This window comes from uncultured Roseibium sp., assembly GCF_947496995.1.
In the GTDB taxonomy this organism is placed as follows: Bacteria; Pseudomonadota; Alphaproteobacteria; order Rhizobiales; family Stappiaceae; genus Roseibium.
Map to the genome: position 1 here is coordinate 42,216 of NZ_CANMFD010000002.1, position 20,598 is coordinate 62,813.

A 20,598-nucleotide genomic window follows, 5' to 3' on the forward strand; every position below is an offset into this window, starting at 1 on the left:
TGGACAAAGACTTTCAAGAAGGGCGCAGCCGTGACGAATTCCTTGCGATGGAAACGTATCCTCCTGAAACTTTCCGGCGAGGCCCTGATGGGATCGCAGGCTTTCGGGATCGACCCGGCCATCGTGCAGAGGATCGCCAAGGAGATTGCCGACGCGGTGGCGCTTGGAGCCCAGGTCGGCGTCGTCGTGGGCGGCGGCAACATCTTCCGGGGCGTAGCCGTGGCTGCCAAGGGCGGCAACCGGGTCACCGGTGACCATATGGGCATGCTGGCCACCATCATGAACAGCCTGACGCTCGCCGATGCCCTGCGCCGGCTCAAGGTCAACGCCCGCGTTCTGTCCGCTGTTGCCGTACCGTCCATCTGCGAGACGTTTTCCCAGCGTGTCGCGGACCGCTACATGGAAGACGGCGATGTGATTGTCTTCGCCGGCGGCACCGGCAATCCGTTCTTCACCACCGATAGCGGCGCCGCGCTGCGCGCTGCCGAAATGAAATGCGATGCCTTCCTGAAAGGTACCCAGGTGGACGGCGTCTACTCGGAAGACCCGAAGGTCAATCCGAATGCGGAGCGCTACGACAGCCTCGACTATGAAGAGATCATCAGCCGCAATTTAAAGGTGATGGACACCACCGCCATCGCACTGGCGCGCGACAATTCCATTCCGGTTATCGTCTTTTCCATCCATACACCCGGCGCGCTTGTCAGCGTTCTGCAGGAGACCGGCACTTACACGGTCGTCGGCGGCTAACGCTCGAAGTTTCAGGTTCCCCGAGGACCCCGAAGCAACTGCCGCGGATGCTGCCATGATAGACTGCCACGAGTGAAGTCACGGGCGGGGCTGGTGTTTTCCTGCCTTGCAGGCCTTGACGCCGGACCGCGTGTCAATGGGTGGGCTATGCCGTGTGGACGGCGCCAAATTGTCAACAGAACGGGCACAAGCACTTGTGTTTCAGCACGTTTATGCCATGTTGGCGCGCGCCGGGACTCTATCAAGCCCAGTCAAAAACAAGAGTGAGGATAAAATGTCGGTAGTAGGTGTCGATCTGGACGACTTGAAGCGCCGGATGCAAGGAGCGCTCGCTTCGCTGAAGACCGATTTCTCAGGCCTTCGGACCGGACGGGCATCCGCATCCATGCTGGATCCCATCTCCGTTCAGGCCTACGGCCAGTCCATGCCGATCAGTCAGGTCGGCACCGTGTCCGTACCGGAGCCGCGCATGGTCGCGATCCAGGTCTGGGACAAGACGATGGTTGCCGCCGTCGAACGGGCGATCCGGGAATCGAATCTCGGGCTCAACCCGGTTGTCGACGGCCAGCTGCTGCGCCTGCCGATTCCCGAGCTCAATCAGGAACGCCGCCAGGAACTGATCAAGGTCGCCCACAAATACGCCGAACAGGCGCGCGTCGCGATCCGTCACGTCCGCCGCGACGGAATGGATACCGCAAAAAAGGCCGAAAAAGACGGTGACATCTCCCAGGACGACAGCCGTGTCGCATCCGATGAAGTGCAGAAGCTGACCGATCAGATGATCGGTGAGGTGGACAGCATGCTGGAGAAAAAAGAGCAGGAAATTTCCCAGGTCTGATCGGACCCGGACCTGTGAACAGGGGAGCCTCATGAGCGTCAGCCCGGACCGGAGCCCGCATGTATCTGCCGCGGAAGGTGGCAGCGCGAAAACGCCGCGCCACGTTGCCTTCATCATGGATGGCAACGGGCGATGGGCGACCGCGCGCGGCCTGCCGCGGACGGAAGGGCACCGCCACGGTCTGGAAAGCCTGCGCCGGGTGATCCGCCATGCCGGCGCGCGCGGCATCGAGGTAATCACCATCTACAGTTTTTCCTCCGAGAACTGGAGCCGGCCGGAAACCGAGGTCTCCTTTCTCATGGGGCTGCTGCGGCGCTTCGTGCAACGCGATCTGAGCGAGCTGCACGAAGCCAATGTGCGCATTCGGATCATCGGCAGCCGCTGCGAACTGGAACCGGGCATCGCCGCCCTGCTGCAGGAGGCCGAGGACCTGACCCGCAACAACACCGGGCTGAACCTCGTGGTGGCCTTCAATTACGGGGCGCGCATGGAAATCGTCCGTGCTGCGAAAGCGCTGGCGCAAAAGGTTGCTTCCGGTGAACTGCAGCCGGAAGACATTTCCGAAGCTGCCTTTTCCGAAGCTCTCGACACCGGCGGGCTGCCCGACCCGGACCTCATCATCCGCACAAGTGGCGAGATGCGGCTTTCCAATTTTCTTCTCTGGCAGGCGGCCTATTCGGAATTCTATTTCTGCGACAAACACTGGCCGGATTTCGATGAGGCAGCGTTTGACGAGGCCCTTATCTGTTTTGGCAACCGGCAGCGCCGGTATGGCGGTCTCGATGCCAAAGCGTTGTAGCGGGCTTTCCGCGTAATGGCAGACCCCCAACACACTTCGAAAAAACTGTCCGACCTCGGTTTGAGGTTCGCCTCGGCGGTGGTTCTCGGGCCGCTGGTGTTGCTGATCGCCTGGTTGGGCGGATTGCCCTATGCCGCGCTGATGCTGGTGGCGGCGGTGCTTTTCCTGTGGGAATGGTTCTCGATCACCGGAACGCGCCAGGTATCGCCCGCAGCTCTGATCGGGCAGGGCGCGCTCGTCGTGCTGACGCTCTGTCATGTGGCCGGCCATGCGGAGATCGGCTTCGCGGTGGTCCTGCTGGCGGCGCTTGCCGCCTTTGGTCTCGGCAGATTTTCCCGAGCCGGGAGATGGAGCGCGGAGGGGATCCTTTATAGCGGGTGCGCGCTTTTCGCGCTTCTGGCGATCCGGGAAGGGACTGGAGGCCTGCTGTTCACGTTCTTTCTGTTGTTCGTGGTCTGGGCGACCGACATCTTCGCTTATTTCACCGGCCGGGCGCTCGGAGGCCCGAAACTCTGGGCCCGGGTTTCGCCGAAGAAAACCTGGTCGGGCGCCATCGGCGGACTGGTTCTGGCGGCGGCATTCGGTGTCGGCGTGGTTGTTGTCGCGGGCGCCTGGGCCGGGCAAGAAGCCGGGCTGGGAGACGCGGACCGGAACCTGAGGGTCTGGGCCTTGCTGGCGGCCGCGCTTTCAATCGTCTCTCAAGCGGGCGATCTTCTGGAATCCGCGGTCAAGCGCAGGTTCGACGTGAAGGATTCCAGCCGTCTTATTCCCGGCCACGGGGGAATCATGGACCGTATCGACGGTCTTGTCGCCGCGGCTATTTTCGCCGTTCTGATCGGCGTGATCGCAGGAGGCTCCCTGAGGGACCCGATCGCGGGCCTGGGTCTGAGTTAAGTCTGGAGTTGCGACCATGGCGGCGGGAACCGCTTTCATCGACGAGACTGCGCCGATACGGATCATCGTGCTTGGCGCCACCGGCTCGATCGGCCAGAGCCTTGCGGATCTGATCGAACGATCTCCAGAACGGTTCGACGTCGTTGCCCTTGTGGCGAACCGCAACGCGCAAGCTCTTGCGGCAATGGCAAAAACACTGAATGCGTCATCGGCTGTTCTGGCGGATGCATCCTGTTACCAGGATCTTGCCGACCACCTCAAAGGGACCGGCATCGCTGTGTCGGCGGGAGAGGCCGCGGTCCTTGAAGCGGTCGAGCGCGACGCGGACCTGGTCGTCGGCGCCATCGTCGGTGCGGCAGGCCTCGCGCCCACCATGGCGGCAATCAAGCCCGGCCGCAGGATCGCCCTTGCCAATAAGGAATGCCTGGTGTGTGCAGGTGATCTTTTCATGGAAAAGATCCGCCGGAGCGGAGCTGAACTGCTGCCGGTGGACAGCGAGCACAACGCCATCTTCCAGGTCTTCGAGTCGGACAAGGCGGATCAGGTCGAGAAAGTCATCCTGACCGCGTCGGGCGGGCCGTTTCGGACGTTTTCCCTTGCCGAAATGGCGGGGGTGACACCGGAGCAGGCGTTGAAACACCCGAATTGGGACATGGGCGCACGGGTTACCATCGACAGCGCCACGATGATGAACAAGGGGTTCGAGGTTATCGAGGCCTCGCATCTTTTTCCGGTGAGCCACGATCAGCTGGGCGTGCTGGTTCATCCACAGTCCGTCGTTCACGGCCTCGTCCAGTACAAGGACGGCTCGCTGCTCGCGCAGCTCGGCAGCCCGGACATGCGCACGCCAATCGCCCATTGCCTGGCGTATCCCCGCAGGATGGCCGTGCCTGTCAGAAGGCTCGATCTAGCAGAGCTCGGCACGCTGAGTTTCGAAGCGCCCGATCCGGTGCGGTTTCCCGCGCTCGGGCTTGCCATCAGTGCGATGAAGGCAGGTGGGGCGACGCCTGCGGCGCTGAACGCCGCCGATGAAATCGCCGTGGATGCTTTCCTGAACAGGAAGATCCGCTTTCCCGACATACCCGCCGCCATCGAAGCCCTTCTGGAGCGGATGGAGGGGGAGGGAAGCCTGGCGGCATGTGACCGTGTCGAGGACGTTCTGGCCCTCGACACGGAAGCCCGGCAAAAAACCCGCGAATGGATCGCTTCCAGGTAGAAACGGTCCTGCGTTTTTCAGTTTTTCACGCCGGACCATTAACACGCCGTAATTTTCCTTTTAGTACAGTGGCTCGAAATCATCCAAGCTGTGCAGGATCGGACGCCCTTTATGGACCTTCTTATTTCCGCGTATTCCCTGGTCGTCGGAACCATCATTCCCTTTCTGTTCGTGCTGACGATCGTGGTTTTTTTCCATGAACTGGGGCATTTCGCCGTCGCCCGCTGGTGCAACGTCAAGGTTGACGCATTTGCGGTCGGCTTCGGCCGCGAGATCATCGGCAGAACCGACCGGCAGGGGACGCGATGGAAACTCTGCATGATTCCCCTGGGCGGATACGTGAAGTTTGCCGGGGACGAGAACGCCGCCAGCGTGCCGAGCCGTGAGCTGATCGCGCAGATGAGCGAAGAAGACCGCAAGACCGCTTTCATCGCCAAGCCGGTGTGGCAGAGGGCGGCTGTGGTCGCTGCGGGGCCGCTGGCCAATTTTATTCTGGCGATCGTGATCTTTGCGACGCTCTTCATGCTGATGGGAAAGCAGGGTCTCGAGCCGGTCGTCGAGGAAGTGTTTGCCGGCCGGGCCGCCGAGCGCGGCGGCATTCAGGCCGGCGATATCGTGCGGGAAATCGACGGGCGCGAAATTCACACCTTCGGCGAGTTGCGCCAGGTGGTGCTGATGAATGCCAATACGCCGCTTGTCTTCGCGGTCGAGCGCGATGGAAAACTCGTCGACCTGACCGTCACCCCCGATTCCCGCGAGAAGGAAGTCTTTCTCGGCGAGCGGCAGATGGCCGGAGATATCGGCCTGCGCGGTTCGAACGACCCCCAGTATCTGGTGCGCATCAAATACGGCCCGCTCGGTGCGGTCAACGAAGGCGTCCTGGAAACATGGCGGATCATGGAGGGGACGGTGAACTACGTCTGGGGCGTCATCACCCAGCGTCAGTCCGCAGATCAGCTCGGCGGTCCGATTCGCGTCGCGCAGATCTCCGGCCAGGTCGCCGATCTCGGCTTTCTGCCGCTGATTTCCCTTACCGCAGTGCTTTCGGTGAGCATCGGCCTCATCAATCTGGCCCCGGTGCCGATGCTCGACGGCGGGCATCTGCTCTATTTCGCCGCCGAAGCGCTGCGTGGCAAGCCCTTGAGCGAGAGGGTTCAGGACGTGGGATTCCGTATCGGACTGGGGCTTGTGTTGATGATGATGGTCTTCGTCACATGGAAGGACATAATGAGGCTGGTAGGGCCCAGTTCCTAGGGCAATGCGCCGCAGGGTGAAGCGATGTCCGTCCACAGGCCGTGACATTGACGCAACGTCTTCTGACTAAATCGCTTTCACCCGCCAAGTGCAGTTGCGTTATCGGTAAAATCCTATAAAACGATCATCGGTTCCGAGAATCTGCCAGGGTGAGTGCGGGTTCCGGGAGGGGTATTTAAAAACAAAGGCATAGCGCAATAATGCAGCGATTGCAGAAGTTTACACGAGCCGTATTGTTAGTTGCGGCCGTATTTTCAATCGGGGCGGCTCTGCCTCAGACCATTGGCATTCCGTCCTTTGTGACGGAGGCGCAAGCGGCAGTTGCCAGAAGCATTCAGGTGCGCGGCAACACGCGGGTCGAGGATGAAACCGTCGTCAGCTACATGACCATCGTTCCGGGGCGCTCGTACAGCGCCTTCGATGTCGATGAGTCGCTGAAGGCGCTTTATGCAACCGGTTTGTTCGCCACGGTCGATATCACCCCGAGTGGCAGCACCGTTGTCGTCACGGTCACGGAAAATCCGATCATCAACCGCGTTTCCTTCGAAGGAAACAAGAAGATCAAGGACGGGGCGCTGGAAACAGCCGTTCGGTCCCAGCCGCGCTCGATGCTGTCGCGCGCCAAGGTTCAGGCCGACGTTCAGAACATTCTGGAAGCCTATCGCCGCTCCGGCCGCTATGGCGCGTCAGTGGAGCCGCAGATCATCGATCGCGGTCAGAATCGTGTCGATCTGGTGTTTGAAATCAACGAAGGTGCAAAGACCGGTGTCGAGCGTATCAGCTTCATCGGCAACACATCCTTCAGTGACGGTCGTCTTCGCGATGTCATCCGCACCCGGGAAAGCGGTCTGCTGAGCTGGCTTCGCAGCACCGACACCTATGATCCGGACCGGCTTGCTGCCGATGAGGAGCTGCTGCGTCAGTATTACAACAAGAAGGGTTATGCCGACTTCCGTATCGTGTCCGTAAGCGCGGATCTCGATCGCGAGCAGAACATCTTCTACGTCACCTTCAACGTTGACGAAGGCGAGAAATATGAAGTCGGCGATGTCGAAATCGTGTCCACGATTGCCGATGTCGATCCGGAAGAGCTGCGTCGTCTGATCCGGACCCGCAGCGGCCAGACCTTCAACTCCCTGCGTATCGAGCAGACCGTCGAGGACATCACGCTGCGCGTCTCCGAAGAAGGCTATGCCTTCGCACGGGTTCGTCCGCGTGCCGCTCGCGACTATGAGAACAACAAGATCTCCCTGATCTACTATATCGAGGAAGGTCCGCGCGCCTATATCGAGCGGATCAACATCATCGGTAACGACCGGACCCGCGAATACGTCATCCGCCGGGAATTCGACATCGCCGAAGGAGATGCGTTCAACCGGGCTCTGGTCGACAAGGCCGAGCGCCGCCTGCGCAACCTCGGGTTCTTCGAACGTGTTTCGATCACCACTCAGCAGGGCAGTGCGCCCGACCGCGTGGTTGTCAATGTTCGCGTCGAGGAAAAAGCGACCGGTGAGATCTCCTTCGGTGTGGGTTATTCGACGGTCGATGGCGTCATCGGCGATATCTCGCTGACCGAGAAGAACTTCCTCGGCCGTGGCCAGTTCGTGAAGCTCGCCGTGGGTGGCGGTGCGGACACGCAGTCTTACGAGTTCCGGTTCATCGAGCCGTTCTTCATGGGCCGCCGCGTTGCGCTTGATCTCGATCTTTATCGCAAGGTCGACGATGCCAACGATTACCGGTCCTTCGACCAGGAAAAGACGGGTGGCGGTTTCGGCTTCACGTTGCCGCTCCGGGAAGAAGAGCTGACGGTTCGGCTATACTACAATATCTTCCAGGAGAAGAACTCCGATCCGGACAACAAGTCGACCGGCATCAACAACTGCGACACGGCGAACCTGTCCCTTGCAGTGTGTGACTCGCTCGGCACCTATCTGACCTCGCTGGTCGGGTACGAGTTCCGCTACAACACGCTGGACCGCAACCTTGATCCGACAGATGGCTTCTATGCCTCTTTCGGTCAGCAGTTCGCAGGCCTTGGTGGCGACAGCTACTTCATCAAGACCGAAGCCGAAGCACGGGCCTACAAGGAAATCCTCGCAGACTACGGTCTCGTCGGCAGCCTGTCCGTCCGCGGTGGTAACATCATGGCTCTTGGAGACGAGCGCCTGCGGGTGTCCGAGCAGTTCATGCTTGGCGGCAATCTCATTCGCGGTTTCGAAAACCAGGGCATAGGCCCGCGGGATGCGGCGACCGAAGATGCTATCGGCGGCAGGTTCTATGTCGCGGCGACTGCCGAGACCCGGTTCCCGTTCCCGATCCTTCCGAAGGAATTCGGTCTGAGCGGTGCGGTGTTTGCCGATGCAGGTTCCCTGTGGGATGCGGACAGCAGTCTGGTGAGCCTTGTGGACGACAACGGCGGACGGATCGACTCCAACGACTTTGCATTGCGGGCCTCCGTGGGTGCCGGTATCCGCTGGAATTCACCGTTTGGACCGCTGCGGGCCGACTTCGCCTATCCTATCGTCAAGGAAGATACCGACAAGACCCAGGTATTCCGCTTGAGTGGTGGCACGCGCTTCTAAATAGCGCTCAAACAGGTTAGAAATCGGCCGCCGATCTGATCGGCGGCCGTTTTTATTGGCTGGCAACAAGGATACGATCATGTCCGAGCCAAATTTTTTTGCGACCCCGAATCCCGTTTCGCTGCGAGAAATCGCCGACTGGGCGGAGGCTGAAATCCATCGTGGCGACGAGACCCTGGAAATCACGGGTGTCGGGCCACTGGAAGAGGCCGGAGCCGGATTGCTGGTCTTCTTTGATAATCCGATCTATCTCGATCATCTTCAGGCGACCACTGCAGCAGCCTGCATGGTCACCAAGAAGCATAAGGACAAGGTCCCCGACGGGGTGGCGGTGCTGGTCTGCGCGGATGCCTACCGGTCCTGGGCCAAGGTTCTGGCGCGGCTCTATCCTGATGCCATGGTGCCGAAGGATCCGGGACCTGCAACCATTTCCGGCAAGGCGGTGGTCGATCCGGAAGCTTCCCTTGAAGAAAATGTAACCGTGGAGGCGGGCGTCGTGATCGGCGCCGGCGCCGAAATCGGGGCAGGCACCGTCATTCGGGCGAATACGGTGATCGGCCAGGGCGTGAAGATCGGCCGCGATTGTGTGATCGGACCAAACAGCACCGTTCAGCATACGGTGCTTGGCAACCGTGTTTATCTTCATCCCGGGGTTTGTTGCGGACAGGACGGGTTCGGCTATGCCATGGGCCCCCAGGGGCATCTGAAGGTCCCTCAGGTGGGACGGGTCATCATTCAGGACGATGTCGAGGTCGGCGCCAACACCACCATCGACCGCGGCGCCAACCGTGACACGATTATCGGAGAAGGCACCAAGATCGATAATCAGGTGCAGATCGGCCACAATGTCGTCATCGGCCGGCATTGTGTTCTCGTATCGCAGGTCGGTCTGTCGGGAAGCTGCACACTTGAGGATTTCGTCGCCATCGGCGGCCAGACCGGTGTGCGCGGACATGTGACCATCGGCATGGGCGCCCAGGTTGCGGCGGTAAGTGTCGTCAGCGACAATATTCCGGCCGGGGGACGCTACGGGGGTACTCCCGCAAAACCGGTCAAACAATGGTTCCGCGAAGTGGCTGCTCTGAGAAAACTTGCAGAGCGCGGCGGCGGATCGTAAACGGATAAACAGTCAAGAACTTTGCGGTGCTGATCCGCCAAGGGGCATTTCATGGAAGACGCAGAAAACAAGACACTTGCGAGCGCAGACATCATGGAAATCATGAAGCTTCTGCCGCACCGCTACCCTTTTTTGCTGATTGACAAGATCATCGAGATGGATGGCGACGATAGCTGTATCGGTATCAAGAACGTCACCATCAACGAACCTCATTTCACCGGTCATTTTCCGGGCCGCCCGGTCTTTCCCGGTGTGCTTCTGATCGAAGCGATGGCTCAGACCGCCGGTGCGCTTTGCGTGCATGCGCGGGGAAGCGATGCTCCGCCGCAGCTCGTGTATTTCATGACCATCGACAGAGCCAAGTTCCGCAAGCCTGTGGAACCCGGCGATCAGGTTCATTTCCACGTCAAGAAGATCAAGCAACGCTCCAATATCTGGAAATTCGATGCTGTGGCGACGGTCGCCGGAGCAAAAGTCGCAGAAGCAGAAGTCAGCGCCATGCTGGTAGACGCGTGAGGTAACATGACTGACATACATCCGACGGCCATTGTCGAAGACGGGGCCGTTATCGGCGACGGAGTGCGTATCGGACCATATTCGATTATCGGGCCGAACGTCGAACTTGCCGAGGGGGTGACACTGGAGGCTCATGTCGTCGTCGCCGGACACACGAGCATCGGTGCGGGCACGCACATCTTTCCCTTCGCCAGCATCGGCCACAAGCCGCAGGATCTGAAATACGCCGGTGAGGTGACCTATCTGAAGATCGGCGCGAACAACCAGATCCGCGAACATGTGACCATGAGCCCCGGTACCGAGGGTGGCGGCGGTGTGACGACGGTCGGCGACAATTGCCTGTTCATGATGAGTGCCCATGTCGGGCATGACTGTCAGGTGGGCAACCATGCCATTCTGGCCAACAATGCCACGCTGGCCGGTCACGTGGAACTGGCTGATTTTGTTATTCTGGGCGGTCTCAGCGCCGTACGGCAATGGTCCCGGATCGGAACCGGTGCGATTGTCGGTGGCATGACCGGTGTCGAATTCGACATTATCCCCTACGGATCGGCGATCGGCGACAGGGCGCGTCTCGCGGGCCTTAACCTGGTGGGGCTGAAACGCAAGGGCATTCCGAGGGAGCAGATTCATGCTCTCAGGGCGGCTTACCGTGCATTGTTCGAAAGTCAGGACGGCACGCTGCGCAGCCGGGCCGAAGCTCTGGCTGCCGACAGCGCCGATCAGCCGTTGGTGAAGACAGTGACGGACTTTATCCTGGAAAAGGATGATCGGCGCTTTTGTACGCCGCGCAGCGAAGACTGATAAAATGCCCGCCCCTGATCAGGCAGAAACCAGACGGATTGCCCTGATTGCCGGCAACGGCAGTTTGCCGGGACAGATTGCCGATGCGCTTGGTGCGGCTGGGCGTGACTTCCGGGTCGTTGCCATCAGGGGAGAAGCCGACGCGCGGACCCGCGCGAAAGCCGACACGGAGCTGGGCTGGGGCGAGATCGGCCGTCTTTATACTTTCCTGAAATCGACGGGCTGCCGGGATATCCTGCTAATCGGCGGGGTGACCAGGCGGCCCGACTTTACCTCTGTTCTGGGAGACCTCGGCACGCTCAAGCGTTTGCCGACCATTATCCGGGCGCTGGCGGGCGGAGATGACAGCCTGCTGACGAAAGTTATCCGGCTATTTGAAGACGAGGGGTATCGCGTCGTGGGTATAAAGGATGTCGCGCCGCAATTGTTGGCCTCCAGCGGTGTTTTGGGCCGCGTTCAACCCGGCAAGGACGACTGGCGGGATGTCGAACTGGCCTTGAAAGCAACCGAGAAACTCGGCGAACTCGACATAGGCCAGGCTGCGGTCGCGGTCGCCGGGCGTGTTATCGCACTCGAAGGAGCCGAGGGCACGGACGCCATGCTCGAACGCTGTGCGGACTTGAAACAGACTGGAAGAGTGCGGACAAAGGGACGTGCGGGTGTTCTGGTCAAGACGGCCAAACCCAACCAGGACCTGCGGGTGGACCTTCCGGCTGTCGGACCCAGGACAATCGAACTCGCCCTCGCGGCGGGCCTTGCAGGGATCGCGGTGGAAGCGCATGGAGCTCTTATTGCCGAAAGGGACGAGACCCTGCGAAAAGCGGATGCCGCAGGCCTGTTCCTGATCGGTCTGGACCTGTCACAGGGTGCCGGAGCCTCGGGAAAATGACCGACAGCAAGCCGACCGTCTGCATTGTCGCCGGGGAGGAATCTGGCGACCTGCTCGGATCTGAACTCATCAAGGCTCTGAATGAGAGACTTGGCGAAGGTGTCCGGTATTGCGGCGTCGGCGGTGAGCGGATGACTGCGCTTGGTCTCAAAAGTTTCTTCGATATATCAGATGTTTCGGTGATGGGACTGACGGCTGTTCTGGCCCGTTTGCCGCGCATCGTCAGACGTGTGTATCAGACGGTCGAAGCGGTGGTCGCGGCCGATCCGGATGTGCTGGTGATCGTCGACAGTCCCGATTTCACGCACAATGTCGCCAAGCGGGTGCGCAAAAGAGCGCCGCATATTCCGATTGTCGGATACGTGTCTCCCTCCGTCTGGGCCTGGCGGCCGGGCAGGGCGCGGAAAATGAGCGTCTATGTCGACGAACTGCTGGCGCTTCTGCCGTTCGAACCGGAGGTTCATCAGCGCCTCGGTGGACCCCGCACCCATTACGTCGGTCATCCGTTAACTGAAAACTCCGCTGATCTGCGGCCGCGCGAGGGCGAACGCAGTCCCTTGAGCGAGAGCGGCAAAGTGCTCCTGGTGCTTCCGGGAAGCCGGGGCAGCGAGATCGATCGGCTTCTGGGTGTTTTCGGAGAGACGGTTGCAGAAGTGGCTCGGGACCAGCCGGGCCTGGAGGTCGTCCTGCCGGCGGTCTCCCATCTTGAGGACAGGATACGGGACGGCGTTTCGAACTGGCCTGTGAAGCCTCAGATCGTCTGCGGACAGGACGCCAAGAAAGCAGCCTTCCGCCGCGCCCATGCCGCGCTCGCGGCTTCCGGTACTGTATCGCTGGAACTGGCGCTGTCGGGCGTTCCTATGGTCGTTGCCTACAAGGTCGACTGGTTTTTTCGCCGGATCAAGGACCTCAACCGGATCTTCAGGTTCTCCAACGTCGATTCCTTCGTTCTGCCGAACATAATTCTCGGTGCAAAGGCGATTCCCGAGTTTCTTGATGACGAGGTGCAACCGGATGTTCTTGCGGGACATCTGAAGGCTTTGCTCTGCGACAGTGCCGAACGACGCGAACAGGTTGGCGAACTGGCGCGGCTGGATGAGGTGATGCGCCTGCCGGATGGCTACAGTCAGCGCGGTGCGGCGGCGGATGTCGTGGTAGCTGCCATGACCGAGTACAGAGGTTAGAATTGTCCGGGTGCGCCTGCATCCGGACGGGAAGCCGCAGGCAGCATTTTCAGTCTGGCTCCCGTCCCGAATGAAACCGTCAGGTTGGGCGGAAACGAAAAAAGCCCCCGGATTTCCGGGGGCTTTTTGATACTTGCTGCTTTAGCGGCGTTGTTCGATCGGCGTATAATCGCGCTTTTCGGCGCCCGTATAGAGCTGGCGCGGCCGGCCGATGCGCTGGGACGGATCTTCCACCATTTCCTTCCACTGTGCGATCCAGCCGACTGTACGGGCGAGAGCGAAGAGGACGGTGAACATCGTCGTCGGGAAGCCGAGCGCACGCAGCGTGATGCCCGAGTAGAAATCGATGTTCGGGTAGAGTTTCTTCTCAACGAAGTATTCGTCGTTGAGAGCGATTTTTTCCAGCTCCATGGCGACGTCCAGAAGCGGATCGTCCTTGATGCCGAGCTCGTTGAGCACTTCATGCGTGGTTTTCTGCATAATGCGCGCGCGCGGGTCGTAGTTCTTGTAGACCCGGTGTCCGAAGCCCATCAGGCGGAACGGGTCGTTCTTGTCCTTGGCGCGGGCGACGTATTCGGGAATGCGATCCACCGAACCGATTTCCGACAGCATGTTGAGCGCTGCTTCGTTGGCGCCGCCGTGGGCAGGGCCCCAGAGGCAGGCAATGCCGGCCGCGATACAGGCGAACGGGTTGGCGCCGGAAGAGCCAGCGAGACGGACCGTCGACGTGGATGCGTTCTGCTCGTGATCGGCATGCAGGATGAAGATCCGGTCCATGGCGCGGGCCAGGACAGGGTTCACCTTGTATTCCTCACAGGGAACGGCAAAGCACATATGCAGGAAGTTGGCTGCATACCCCAGGTCGTTGCGCGGATAAACGAAGGGCTGGCCGACATGGTACTTGTAGGCCATGGCGGCGATTGTCGGCATCTTGGCGATCATGCGCAGGGATGCGACCATGCGCTGATGCGGATCGGTGATGTCGGTGGAGTCGTGGTAGAAGGCGGCCAGTGCGCCGACTGTACCGACCATTACGGCCATCGGATGGGCATCCCGGCGGAAACCGGAGAAGAACCGGTTCATCTGCTCGTGGATCATCGTGTGATAGGTGACGCGCTGGACGAAGTCGTCCTTCTGCACCTTTGTCGGCAGTTCGCCGTAGAGCAGCAGATAGCAGGACTCGAGGAAGTCGCCATGGTCTGCGAGTTGATCGATCGGATAACCGCGGTAAAGAAGCGTTCCTTCGTCACCATCGATATAGGTGATCTTGGATTCGCAAGACGCGGTTGAGGTAAACCCCGGGTCGTACGTGAACATTCCGGTGTCCTTGTACAAGGACGAGATGTTCACCACCGACGGTCCGATGGATCCGTCAAGAACGTCGAAATCGTGGTTTTTACCATCGACGCTGAGCTTGGCGTTGTTGTCGGCCATTCAGAAAACCCCTTCACGTTAACCTGAGTACCGCCCTGATGACTGGCGCTTCCTGGGAAGGGCCCCGATATCGGTTGTCGGGCGGCAATTGAGAAATTTTCGCGTCTTGCGTAGCCCATTTACCGCAGTGCCGCAAGCTGGCCGGTATAAAGCTTTGGTCCAAGAGCGATCGATCGGCCGAGGTCGGCCGGTCGATTTAATTGAGGCGTTGCCCGAACAGGGGCGAAGCACAGACGCTGTCAGGCGGCCTGATCCTGGATCCTGGCAAGGGACTCCTGCCTGCCGAGCGCAATCAGAACGTCATAGATCCCTGGCGACGTACCGCGCCCTGTGAGGGCCGCACGAAGCGGTTGGGCCACTTTACCGAGCTTGAGGTCCTTCTCCTCCGCATAGGCCTTCACGGCCGCTTCCAGAGGCTCTGCGGACCATTCGGAGGCGGACGACAGAACGGTGTGAAGGTCGGCGAGGATCGCCTTTGCTTCATCGTTCAGGATCTTGTCGGCCTTCTCGTCAGTGTCGAGCGGACGCTGGCGCCACAGGTAAGAAGCGCTTTCGGTCAATTCCACGAGCGTCTTGGCGCGTTCCTTCAGGCCGGGCAGGGCAGTGAGGGCTGTGTTGGCGTTTTCGCCCGTTGCCAGCCAGTCCAGGACCGCCTGGCCGCCTTCGGCATGCGCCAGATAGACCTTCCAGTGGTCCAGCAACTCCGCATCGCCGGTGGCGCGCATGTAATGCCCGTTGAGGTTTTCGAGTTTCTTGAAGTCGAAGCGGGCGGCGGACTGGCCGACGGCGTCCAGTCCGAACCATTTGATCATGTCTTCGAGAGACATGATTTCCTCGTCCCCGTGGCTCCAGCCCAGGCGGGCGAGGTAATTGCGCATTGCCTGCGGCAGGTAGCCCATCGCCCGGTAGGCCTCCGCGCCGGTGGCGCCGTGACGCTTGGAAAGCTTGGCGCCGTCCGGACCGTGAATCAGCGGAATATGCGCCATGGCCGGAACGTCCCAGCCAAGTGCCTTGAAGATCAGGGTCTGCCTGGCGGCATTGGTCAGATGGTCGACGCCGCGAATGATATGCGTGACGGCCATGTCGTGATCGTCGACCACGACCGCATGCATATAGGTCGGTGTTCCGTCCGAGCGCAGCAGGATGAAATCATCAAGGTCCTTGTTCGGAATCACGACCCGGCCCTGCACCATGTCATCAACCACTGTCTCGCCGTCGAGCGGGGCCTTGATGCGGACGACCGGAGCGACGCCTTCCGGAGCCTCGGAGGCATCCCGGTCGCGCCAGGTGCCGTCATAGCGGGGCGGCTTGCCTTCGGCGCGGGCCTTTTCGCGCATGGCGGTGATTTCTTCCGGAGAGCAGTAACAACGATAGGCTGTCCCGTTGGCGAGCATTTCCTCGACGACTTCCTTGTGGCGCTCGACGCGCCCGGCCTGGGAAATCGGATCGCCGTCCCAGTCAAGTCCCAGCCATGAAAGCCCGTCCAGGATGGCGTCTACAGCTTCCTGGGTCGAACGGGCACGGTCGGTGTCCTCGATGCGCAGCAGCATGCGGCCGCCATGATGTTTGGCGAACAGCCAGTTGAAGAGCGCTGTGCGAGCGCCGCCGATATGAAGGAAGCCCGTAGGAGAGGGTGCGAAGCGCGTGACGATTTCTTGTGGCATGGTGCTTATTTGAAAGTCTCTGTAAGAATAGCGACGCGGTCCGCGCCTTCATGGTGGCGCGGTCTTAGCACAGGCTTCGGCAAGGCAAAATAGGGGCCCGCCAAATACGGTTGGAATTACCCGTTCTTCCGATGGTGAGGTGAAAGGATCGTTGGCAAAGGGGCCAGAACAGCTTCCACAGGATGACAGCCGCTCTTTCTCGGCAACGGTTCGTGATGCCCCGGCCGTAACAACCGGAAAAAACCGCCAGGGAAGCGGAAACGGAAACCCTGCCGAAGCGCGCGGGTCCGTGTGGGCTTTCTTGTCCGGGTCACCGGTTGCGAACCCGGTCGCGGACGAGCGTGACGGAGACAGCCGTGGATTGCTGTGGTGGAGCTTCGCCTTCGCGGCGGGCATCGCGGCGTACAATCTTTTTCCCGAAGAGCCTCATTGGCCGGCGCTGGCCGTTCTGGCTGCGCTGGCATTGGCGCTGGTCATATGGGCCGGGCGTCACGGCACCCTGGGCAGAGCCGTCATTCTGACCTTTGCATTGGCCTGTGGTCTCACCGTCGCGGCAATCAGAACCGCCATCGTCGAGGCGCCGCGGCTTGGCGAGACGATGACCGTCACCTTGACCGGGCATGTTCTTGAAAGTCAGGCCGGTTTGAGGGGAACACGTGTTCTGCTTGGGGTGGAAACAATAGACGGGCGTCCGCGAAGCACGGTGACGTTTCCGGAAAAAGTCCGCCTGCGGGTTCCGGCAGGCGACCATAACCGGGTCGGCGAAGGTGTCAGCCTCAGGGCGCGGCTGTTTCCTCCCGCGGGACCGGTCAGCCCTGGCGGCTATGACTTTTCCTATCGTGCCTTCTTTTCGGGAATTGGTGCGACTGGCTTCAGTTACGGCCCTGCTGTGCCTGCCGAAACCGGCGATCCATCGATGATGCTGCGCTTCGCGGCACAAATTCAGCAGGTGCGGGAAGGATTGGCGAACCGGATCAGGTCGGCTCTGCCGGACACGCCGGAAAGGGCGTTGATCATTGCTCTTCTGGTCGGGGATCGCAGCGGTATCAGCCAGGAGCAGGAGGACGATCTGCGGGCGGCAGGTCTTGCTCATATCCTGGCGATATCCGGGCTTCATATGGCGCTTTTCGCCGGCGGCGCCTACGGCTCGGTGCTGCTGCTGTTTGCCTTGTTTCCATCCCTGGCGCTGCGCTGGCCGACCCACAAATGGGCGGCCATCGTCGCCCTGACCGCCGCGGTGGGCTATCTGCTCATATCCGGTGCAGCGGTTGCCACTCAGCGGTCCTTCCTGATGATCGCTCTTGTCTTTCTGGGGATTTTCACCGGCCGGCGCGGTCTGACGCTGAGAAGCGTGGCGCTCGCTGGCCTGTTCCTGCTGCTGATCGCACCGGAGCGTTTGTTCTTCCCGGGTTTTCAGATGTCTTTCGCCGCAGTGATCTGCCTTGTCGCCGTGTACGAGCAGTGGCGCAAGCGCTCCGCAGACCTGCACCAGCATCAGGACGAGGGTCACGCTTCGGGGCGTATCAACCAGGTGCTGCGCTTTGTCGGCAAATGGGCGATGGGTCTGTTTGTTACCGCTCTGGTTGCCGGGCTCGCCACCGGCATCATCGGTGCGCATCATTTCGGCCGCATTGCCCCCTACGGATTGCTGGGCAACCTTCTGGGCATGCCGGTATTTTCGCTGCTCGTCATGCCGATGGGCGTGCTGGCGCTGGTGTTGATGCCGCTGGGCCTGGCGGTGCTTCCCCTGCATGTCATGGCTTTCGGTCTGTCCATCCTGCAAGAGACGGCCGCCTTCACGGCGAATCTCAGTGCTGATGCAGGAGCTGTCGGGAACTTGAACGGCGTGTCTGCGCTGCTGCTTCTGTCTGCGCTGTTCATTGCGCTCCTGATTTCCGGGCGGCGTCGGTTTTTATCGCTCGTTCCGCTGACCGGGGCTCTCGCGCTGATGGTCTTGTCGCGGCCTCCGGACATTCAGATTGCCGCCTCGGGGCAAGTGGTTGCCACGCGGGACGAGGCAGGACTTCTGCGGTTGTCGAAGGGGCGAAAAAGCTTTCAGGCGGAGCTGTGGTTTCAGCGGGAAGGTATACCGGAACAGGAGATAGAATCGCGCACGATGAAATCGCCGCAAAGACGCTGCGATGAAGACGGGTGCGTTGTCCTGGCTTATGCCGGGCAAGACAAGAAAGATATCGGGGAAAAAGCTGCGGGGGAAAGTGGAGCGGCTCCGCTGAGCATTGCCCTGCCGAAGAGCCCGCAGGCTCTGTCTCTGGACTGCCGCTATGCCGATATTGTCGTGAGCGATATGATCGCTCCGCTCGGGTGTGGGGCCCGAATTGTATTCGATCGTGAGGTACGGCGACGACGGGGAGCGATCTCGGTATGGTTATCTCATCCCAATCCGGCCGGCGGCGACCCGCCAGCGGGCGGCGGTCCCGCGCATACCGAAATCAGCAAAATCAGACACGCTATGCCCGTTTCACCCCGACCTTGGCATCGGCCGGGGAGCGTCACCAGGGAAAGCCTGCGACGCTCGACACCGAGAAACGGTCAGTGAAGAAATCCGAGCAAACAAAGGGGCAGCCGCTGGGGTTTGACACTGCTGTCTTGAGCATGTCGCGTTGAATTGAATTCAAGAAATCGCCGGAATGCATTTGCAATGCAAACGCTGCCTCGAGCGCCTTCCTGAAACCATGAATCCGCTTAAACGCGACATATTCTAATACTGGCGGAACAAGGCGACCAGACGGCCCTGAACACGGACGCGGCCCGGCCCGAAAATACGGGTTTCATAGGCTGGGTTCGCAGCTTCGAGTGCAATCGAGGCGCCTTTCTTGCGAAGCCGTTTCAGGGTGGCTTCCTCATCGTCGACCAGAGCAACGACGATATCACCGCTGTCGGCGCTCTCCGTGCGGCGAATCAGAACCGTATCGCCGTCCAGAATACCGGCCTCGATCATGGAATCGCCGCGCACTTCCAGGGCGTAATGCTCGCCCTTGCCAAGAAGATCCTGCGGAACGGTGATGGAATGGCTGTGGGTCTGGATGGCTTCGATGGGAACACCGGCTGCGATGCGGCCCATCACCGGGATCTCCACACTGGTTCCGGCAGCCTGGGCAACCGGCATGGCGGCTTCCGGCTTGCCGAGGGATCCTTCGATGACTTCCGGAGAAAAGCTGCCGCGTGGCCGTAGCGTGCCGAGACCCGGAGCGATGGAGTCTGGCAGGCGGACCACTTCCATTGCACGGGCCCGGTTGGGCAGCCTGCGAATGAAGCCGCGCTCTTCAAGAGCCGTGATCAACCGGTGGATTCCGGATTTGGAACGCAGGTCCAACGCATCTTTCATTTCATCGAACGACGGCGGGACACCTGTTTCCTTTAGTCTTTCGTGAATGAACATGAGCAGTTCATACTGCTTGCGCGTCAACATAGTGCTTCCCCTGATCGCGAGAACGGATTGGTACAAATCAAGAACATGCTACCTGTTCTCATTGTGTTCCGCAAGGGTAAATGTTCTCTTACTGTTCCGGTGTGGGAAGCGCTCGAGTTCACGCTCTGTTGCTGGTAGCCGGACCGCCCGATACTTCGACGGGAAGGGTTCGGCCCGCATGGTGGTGGATTTGCCAATGAAACTACCCCGACAATTGTGACCTGCGCGACATCAGGTCTGAGCTTGGCGGCGTCCCGTGGCCGAATCCGCATCCTTGCGGGACGAGCAGCTCGGGGGCGGAAATCCAGCCGGGCCTGCAGGCTGCATGCTTCACACTGTCCATTCCGCTGGAGAGACAAATCTGCAAGGATGTGCGCCGCAATGGATTTCGGATTCGGCAGGGATGTGTGAATGACGGTTGCTCAAGTTACCGACTGGGATGATGCCTACGCCAACGCTGCCCATATCCCGGGAGCTGCGGACTATCCGCCGCGGTGGGTGGAAGAAGCCGGAGCGTTCCGGAAAACCTGGATCGAAAAGGACCTGGGGATTGTTTATGGCGAGACGGATCGTCAGCGCCTCGATATCTTCCATCCGGAAGGCAAGGCGAAAGGGCTCGTCGTTTATGTCCATGGCGGCTACTGGCTCAAATTCGACAAGTCATCGTGGTCTCATTTCGCCAAAGGTTGTCTCGCTCGCGGGTGGTCCGTGTGCCTGCCGGGCTATGATCTGGCCCCGGATGTCGCCATATCCGACATAACCCTGCAGATCGGCCAGGCGGTCGGCAAGGCCGGTGAGCGGGTCGGCGGCCCGGTTCGGCTGACGGGGCATTCGGCGGGCGGGCATCTCGTCACGCGTCTCGTGTGCGAGGATACGCCGCTTTCTCCGCAGGTTCTTGAGCGGGTCGAGAAAGTCGTTTCGATCAGTGGACTGCACGATCTGCGCCCGCTGCGGAACACTTCCATGAACGATGCGTTCCGGATGACGGAAGAGGATGCGGTTGCCGAAAGCCCGGCCCTCAAGACGCCGTCGGGCACCTGTCCGGTCGTTGCCTGGGTGGGCGGGGACGAAAGACCGGAATTCATCCGCCAGTCCCGCCTGCTTTCCGAGGCATGGCCGAACGCCACGTTTCATGAAGAACCCGGCCGTCATCATTTCGATGTCATCGACGGCCTGCAGGTTCCCGACAGCAATCTGACTTCAACCCTGCTGGCTTCATAAGCCACT

General features: G+C 60.5%; 17 protein-coding genes. 14 read left to right on the forward strand and 3 right to left on the reverse strand.

The annotated features are described in order from the left end of the window. Window positions 1–30 precede the first annotated feature (30 nt). The 12 genes from pyrH to lpxB all read left to right on the forward strand — a co-directional run bounded on the left by pyrH (window position 31) and on the right by lpxB (window position 12,843). Window positions 31–750: a UMP kinase gene (gene pyrH / locus Q1B40_RS08845; protein ID WP_299812688.1), complete on the forward strand. Its 720-nt coding sequence runs from the start codon at window positions 31–33 to the stop codon at window positions 748–750. Window positions 751–1,024: 274 nt separating this feature from the next. Continuing rightward, window positions 1,025–1,588 carry a ribosome recycling factor gene (gene frr / locus Q1B40_RS08850; RefSeq protein ID WP_299812689.1) on the forward strand — a complete coding sequence of 188 codons (564 nt, stop codon included), beginning with the start codon at window positions 1,025–1,027 and terminating at the stop codon, window positions 1,586–1,588. 31 nt (window positions 1,589–1,619) lie between these two features. Beyond that, entirely contained in the window at window positions 1,620–2,387 is a 768-nt protein-coding gene (locus Q1B40_RS08855) for an isoprenyl transferase (RefSeq protein WP_299812691.1), read from the forward strand. Window positions 2,388–2,402: 15 nt separating this feature from the next. Next, window positions 2,403–3,281: a phosphatidate cytidylyltransferase gene (locus tag Q1B40_RS08860; protein ID WP_299812693.1), complete on the forward strand. Its 879-nt coding sequence runs from the start codon at window positions 2,403–2,405 to the stop codon at window positions 3,279–3,281. A gap of 16 nt (window positions 3,282–3,297) precedes the next feature. After that, window positions 3,298–4,497 carry a 1-deoxy-D-xylulose-5-phosphate reductoisomerase gene (locus tag Q1B40_RS08865; protein WP_299812695.1) on the forward strand — a complete coding sequence of 400 codons (1,200 nt, stop codon included), beginning with the start codon at window positions 3,298–3,300 and terminating at the stop codon, window positions 4,495–4,497. Between the two features lie 111 nt (window positions 4,498–4,608). Next, complete coding sequence (gene rseP, locus Q1B40_RS08870; protein ID WP_299812697.1) at window positions 4,609–5,751, forward strand: RIP metalloprotease RseP; 1,143 nt, start codon at window positions 4,609–4,611, stop codon at window positions 5,749–5,751. A 200-nt stretch (window positions 5,752–5,951) separates the two neighbouring features. Further along, complete coding sequence (gene bamA, locus Q1B40_RS08875; protein WP_299812699.1) at window positions 5,952–8,333, forward strand: outer membrane protein assembly factor BamA; 2,382 nt, start codon at window positions 5,952–5,954, stop codon at window positions 8,331–8,333. Window positions 8,334–8,412: 79 nt separating this feature from the next. Continuing rightward, window positions 8,413–9,450, forward strand: coding sequence for a UDP-3-O-(3-hydroxymyristoyl)glucosamine N-acyltransferase (lpxD, locus tag Q1B40_RS08880; protein ID WP_299812700.1), 1,038 nt, complete (start codon window positions 8,413–8,415; stop codon window positions 9,448–9,450). A gap of 51 nt (window positions 9,451–9,501) precedes the next feature. Further along, window positions 9,502–9,966, forward strand: coding sequence for a 3-hydroxyacyl-ACP dehydratase FabZ (fabZ, locus tag Q1B40_RS08885; RefSeq protein WP_299812701.1), 465 nt, complete (start codon window positions 9,502–9,504; stop codon window positions 9,964–9,966). Window positions 9,967–9,972: 6 nt separating this feature from the next. Continuing rightward, window positions 9,973–10,770, forward strand: a complete 798-nt coding sequence (gene lpxA, locus Q1B40_RS08890; protein WP_299812702.1) for an acyl-ACP--UDP-N-acetylglucosamine O-acyltransferase — start codon at window positions 9,973–9,975, stop codon at window positions 10,768–10,770. A 4-nt stretch (window positions 10,771–10,774) separates the two neighbouring features. Continuing rightward, entirely contained in the window at window positions 10,775–11,659 is an 885-nt protein-coding gene (locus Q1B40_RS08895; protein ID WP_299812703.1) for an LpxI family protein, read from the forward strand. Next, window positions 11,656–12,843 carry a lipid-A-disaccharide synthase gene (gene lpxB / locus Q1B40_RS08900; RefSeq protein ID WP_299812704.1) on the forward strand — a complete coding sequence of 396 codons (1,188 nt, stop codon included), beginning with the start codon at window positions 11,656–11,658 and terminating at the stop codon, window positions 12,841–12,843. Before Q1B40_RS08895 ends, lpxB begins: the two co-directional genes overlap by 4 nt. A 141-nt stretch (window positions 12,844–12,984) precedes the next feature. Here lpxB and gltA read toward each other — a convergent pair whose 3' ends face one another. Then, window positions 12,985–14,277 carry a citrate synthase gene (gltA, locus tag Q1B40_RS08905; protein ID WP_299812705.1) on the reverse strand — a complete coding sequence of 431 codons (1,293 nt, stop codon included), beginning with the start codon at window positions 14,275–14,277 and terminating at the stop codon, window positions 12,985–12,987. A 239-nt stretch (window positions 14,278–14,516) separates the two neighbouring features. Next, window positions 14,517–15,941: a glutamate--tRNA ligase gene (gene gltX, locus Q1B40_RS08910; protein ID WP_299812706.1), complete on the reverse strand. Its 1,425-nt coding sequence runs from the start codon at window positions 15,939–15,941 to the stop codon at window positions 14,517–14,519. A 301-nt stretch (window positions 15,942–16,242) separates the two neighbouring features. Here gltX and Q1B40_RS08915 point away from each other — a divergent pair, with 301 nt between their 5' ends. Beyond that, entirely contained in the window at window positions 16,243–18,498 is a 2,256-nt protein-coding gene (locus Q1B40_RS08915; protein WP_299812707.1) for a ComEC/Rec2 family competence protein, read from the forward strand. 162 nt (window positions 18,499–18,660) lie between these two features. Here the strand turns inward: Q1B40_RS08915 and lexA are convergent, their stop codons facing one another. Beyond that, window positions 18,661–19,371: a transcriptional repressor LexA gene (gene lexA / locus Q1B40_RS08920; RefSeq protein WP_299812709.1), complete on the reverse strand. Its 711-nt coding sequence runs from the start codon at window positions 19,369–19,371 to the stop codon at window positions 18,661–18,663. 411 nt (window positions 19,372–19,782) lie between these two features. Here lexA and Q1B40_RS08925 point away from each other — a divergent pair, with 411 nt between their 5' ends. After that, a complete protein-coding gene (locus tag Q1B40_RS08925; protein WP_299812711.1) occupies window positions 19,783–20,592 on the forward strand; it encodes an alpha/beta hydrolase in 810 nt (269 codons plus the stop codon). Window positions 20,593–20,598 lie beyond the last annotated feature (6 nt).

Excerpts from the sequence above, each read along its gene's own strand:
- frr (WP_299812689.1), top strand. The coding sequence starts at position 1,025 with ATGTCGGTAGTAGGTGTCGATCTGGACGACTTGAAGCGCCGGATGCAA.
- Q1B40_RS08855 (WP_299812691.1), top strand. The coding sequence starts at position 1,620 with ATGAGCGTCAGCCCGGACCGGAGCCCGCATGTATCTGCCGCGGAAGGT.
- Q1B40_RS08860 (WP_299812693.1), top strand. The coding sequence starts at position 2,403 with ATGGCAGACCCCCAACACACTTCGAAAAAACTGTCCGACCTCGGTTTG.
- Q1B40_RS08865 (WP_299812695.1), top strand. The coding sequence starts at position 3,298 with ATGGCGGCGGGAACCGCTTTCATCGACGAGACTGCGCCGATACGGATC.
- rseP (WP_299812697.1), top strand. The coding sequence starts at position 4,609 with ATGGACCTTCTTATTTCCGCGTATTCCCTGGTCGTCGGAACCATCATT.
- bamA (WP_299812699.1), top strand. The coding sequence starts at position 5,952 with ATGCAGCGATTGCAGAAGTTTACACGAGCCGTATTGTTAGTTGCGGCC.
- lpxD (WP_299812700.1), top strand. The coding sequence starts at position 8,413 with ATGTCCGAGCCAAATTTTTTTGCGACCCCGAATCCCGTTTCGCTGCGA.
- fabZ (WP_299812701.1), top strand. The coding sequence starts at position 9,502 with ATGGAAGACGCAGAAAACAAGACACTTGCGAGCGCAGACATCATGGAA.
- lpxA (WP_299812702.1), top strand. The coding sequence starts at position 9,973 with ATGACTGACATACATCCGACGGCCATTGTCGAAGACGGGGCCGTTATC.
- Q1B40_RS08895 (WP_299812703.1), top strand. The coding sequence starts at position 10,775 with ATGCCCGCCCCTGATCAGGCAGAAACCAGACGGATTGCCCTGATTGCC.
- lpxB (WP_299812704.1), top strand. The coding sequence starts at position 11,656 with ATGACCGACAGCAAGCCGACCGTCTGCATTGTCGCCGGGGAGGAATCT.
- gltA (WP_299812705.1), bottom strand. The coding sequence starts at position 14,277 with ATGGCCGACAACAACGCCAAGCTCAGCGTCGATGGTAAAAACCACGAT.
- gltX (WP_299812706.1), bottom strand. The coding sequence starts at position 15,941 with ATGCCACAAGAAATCGTCACGCGCTTCGCACCCTCTCCTACGGGCTTC.
- lexA (WP_299812709.1), bottom strand. The coding sequence starts at position 19,371 with ATGTTGACGCGCAAGCAGTATGAACTGCTCATGTTCATTCACGAAAGA.
- Q1B40_RS08925 (WP_299812711.1), top strand. The coding sequence starts at position 19,783 with ATGACGGTTGCTCAAGTTACCGACTGGGATGATGCCTACGCCAACGCT.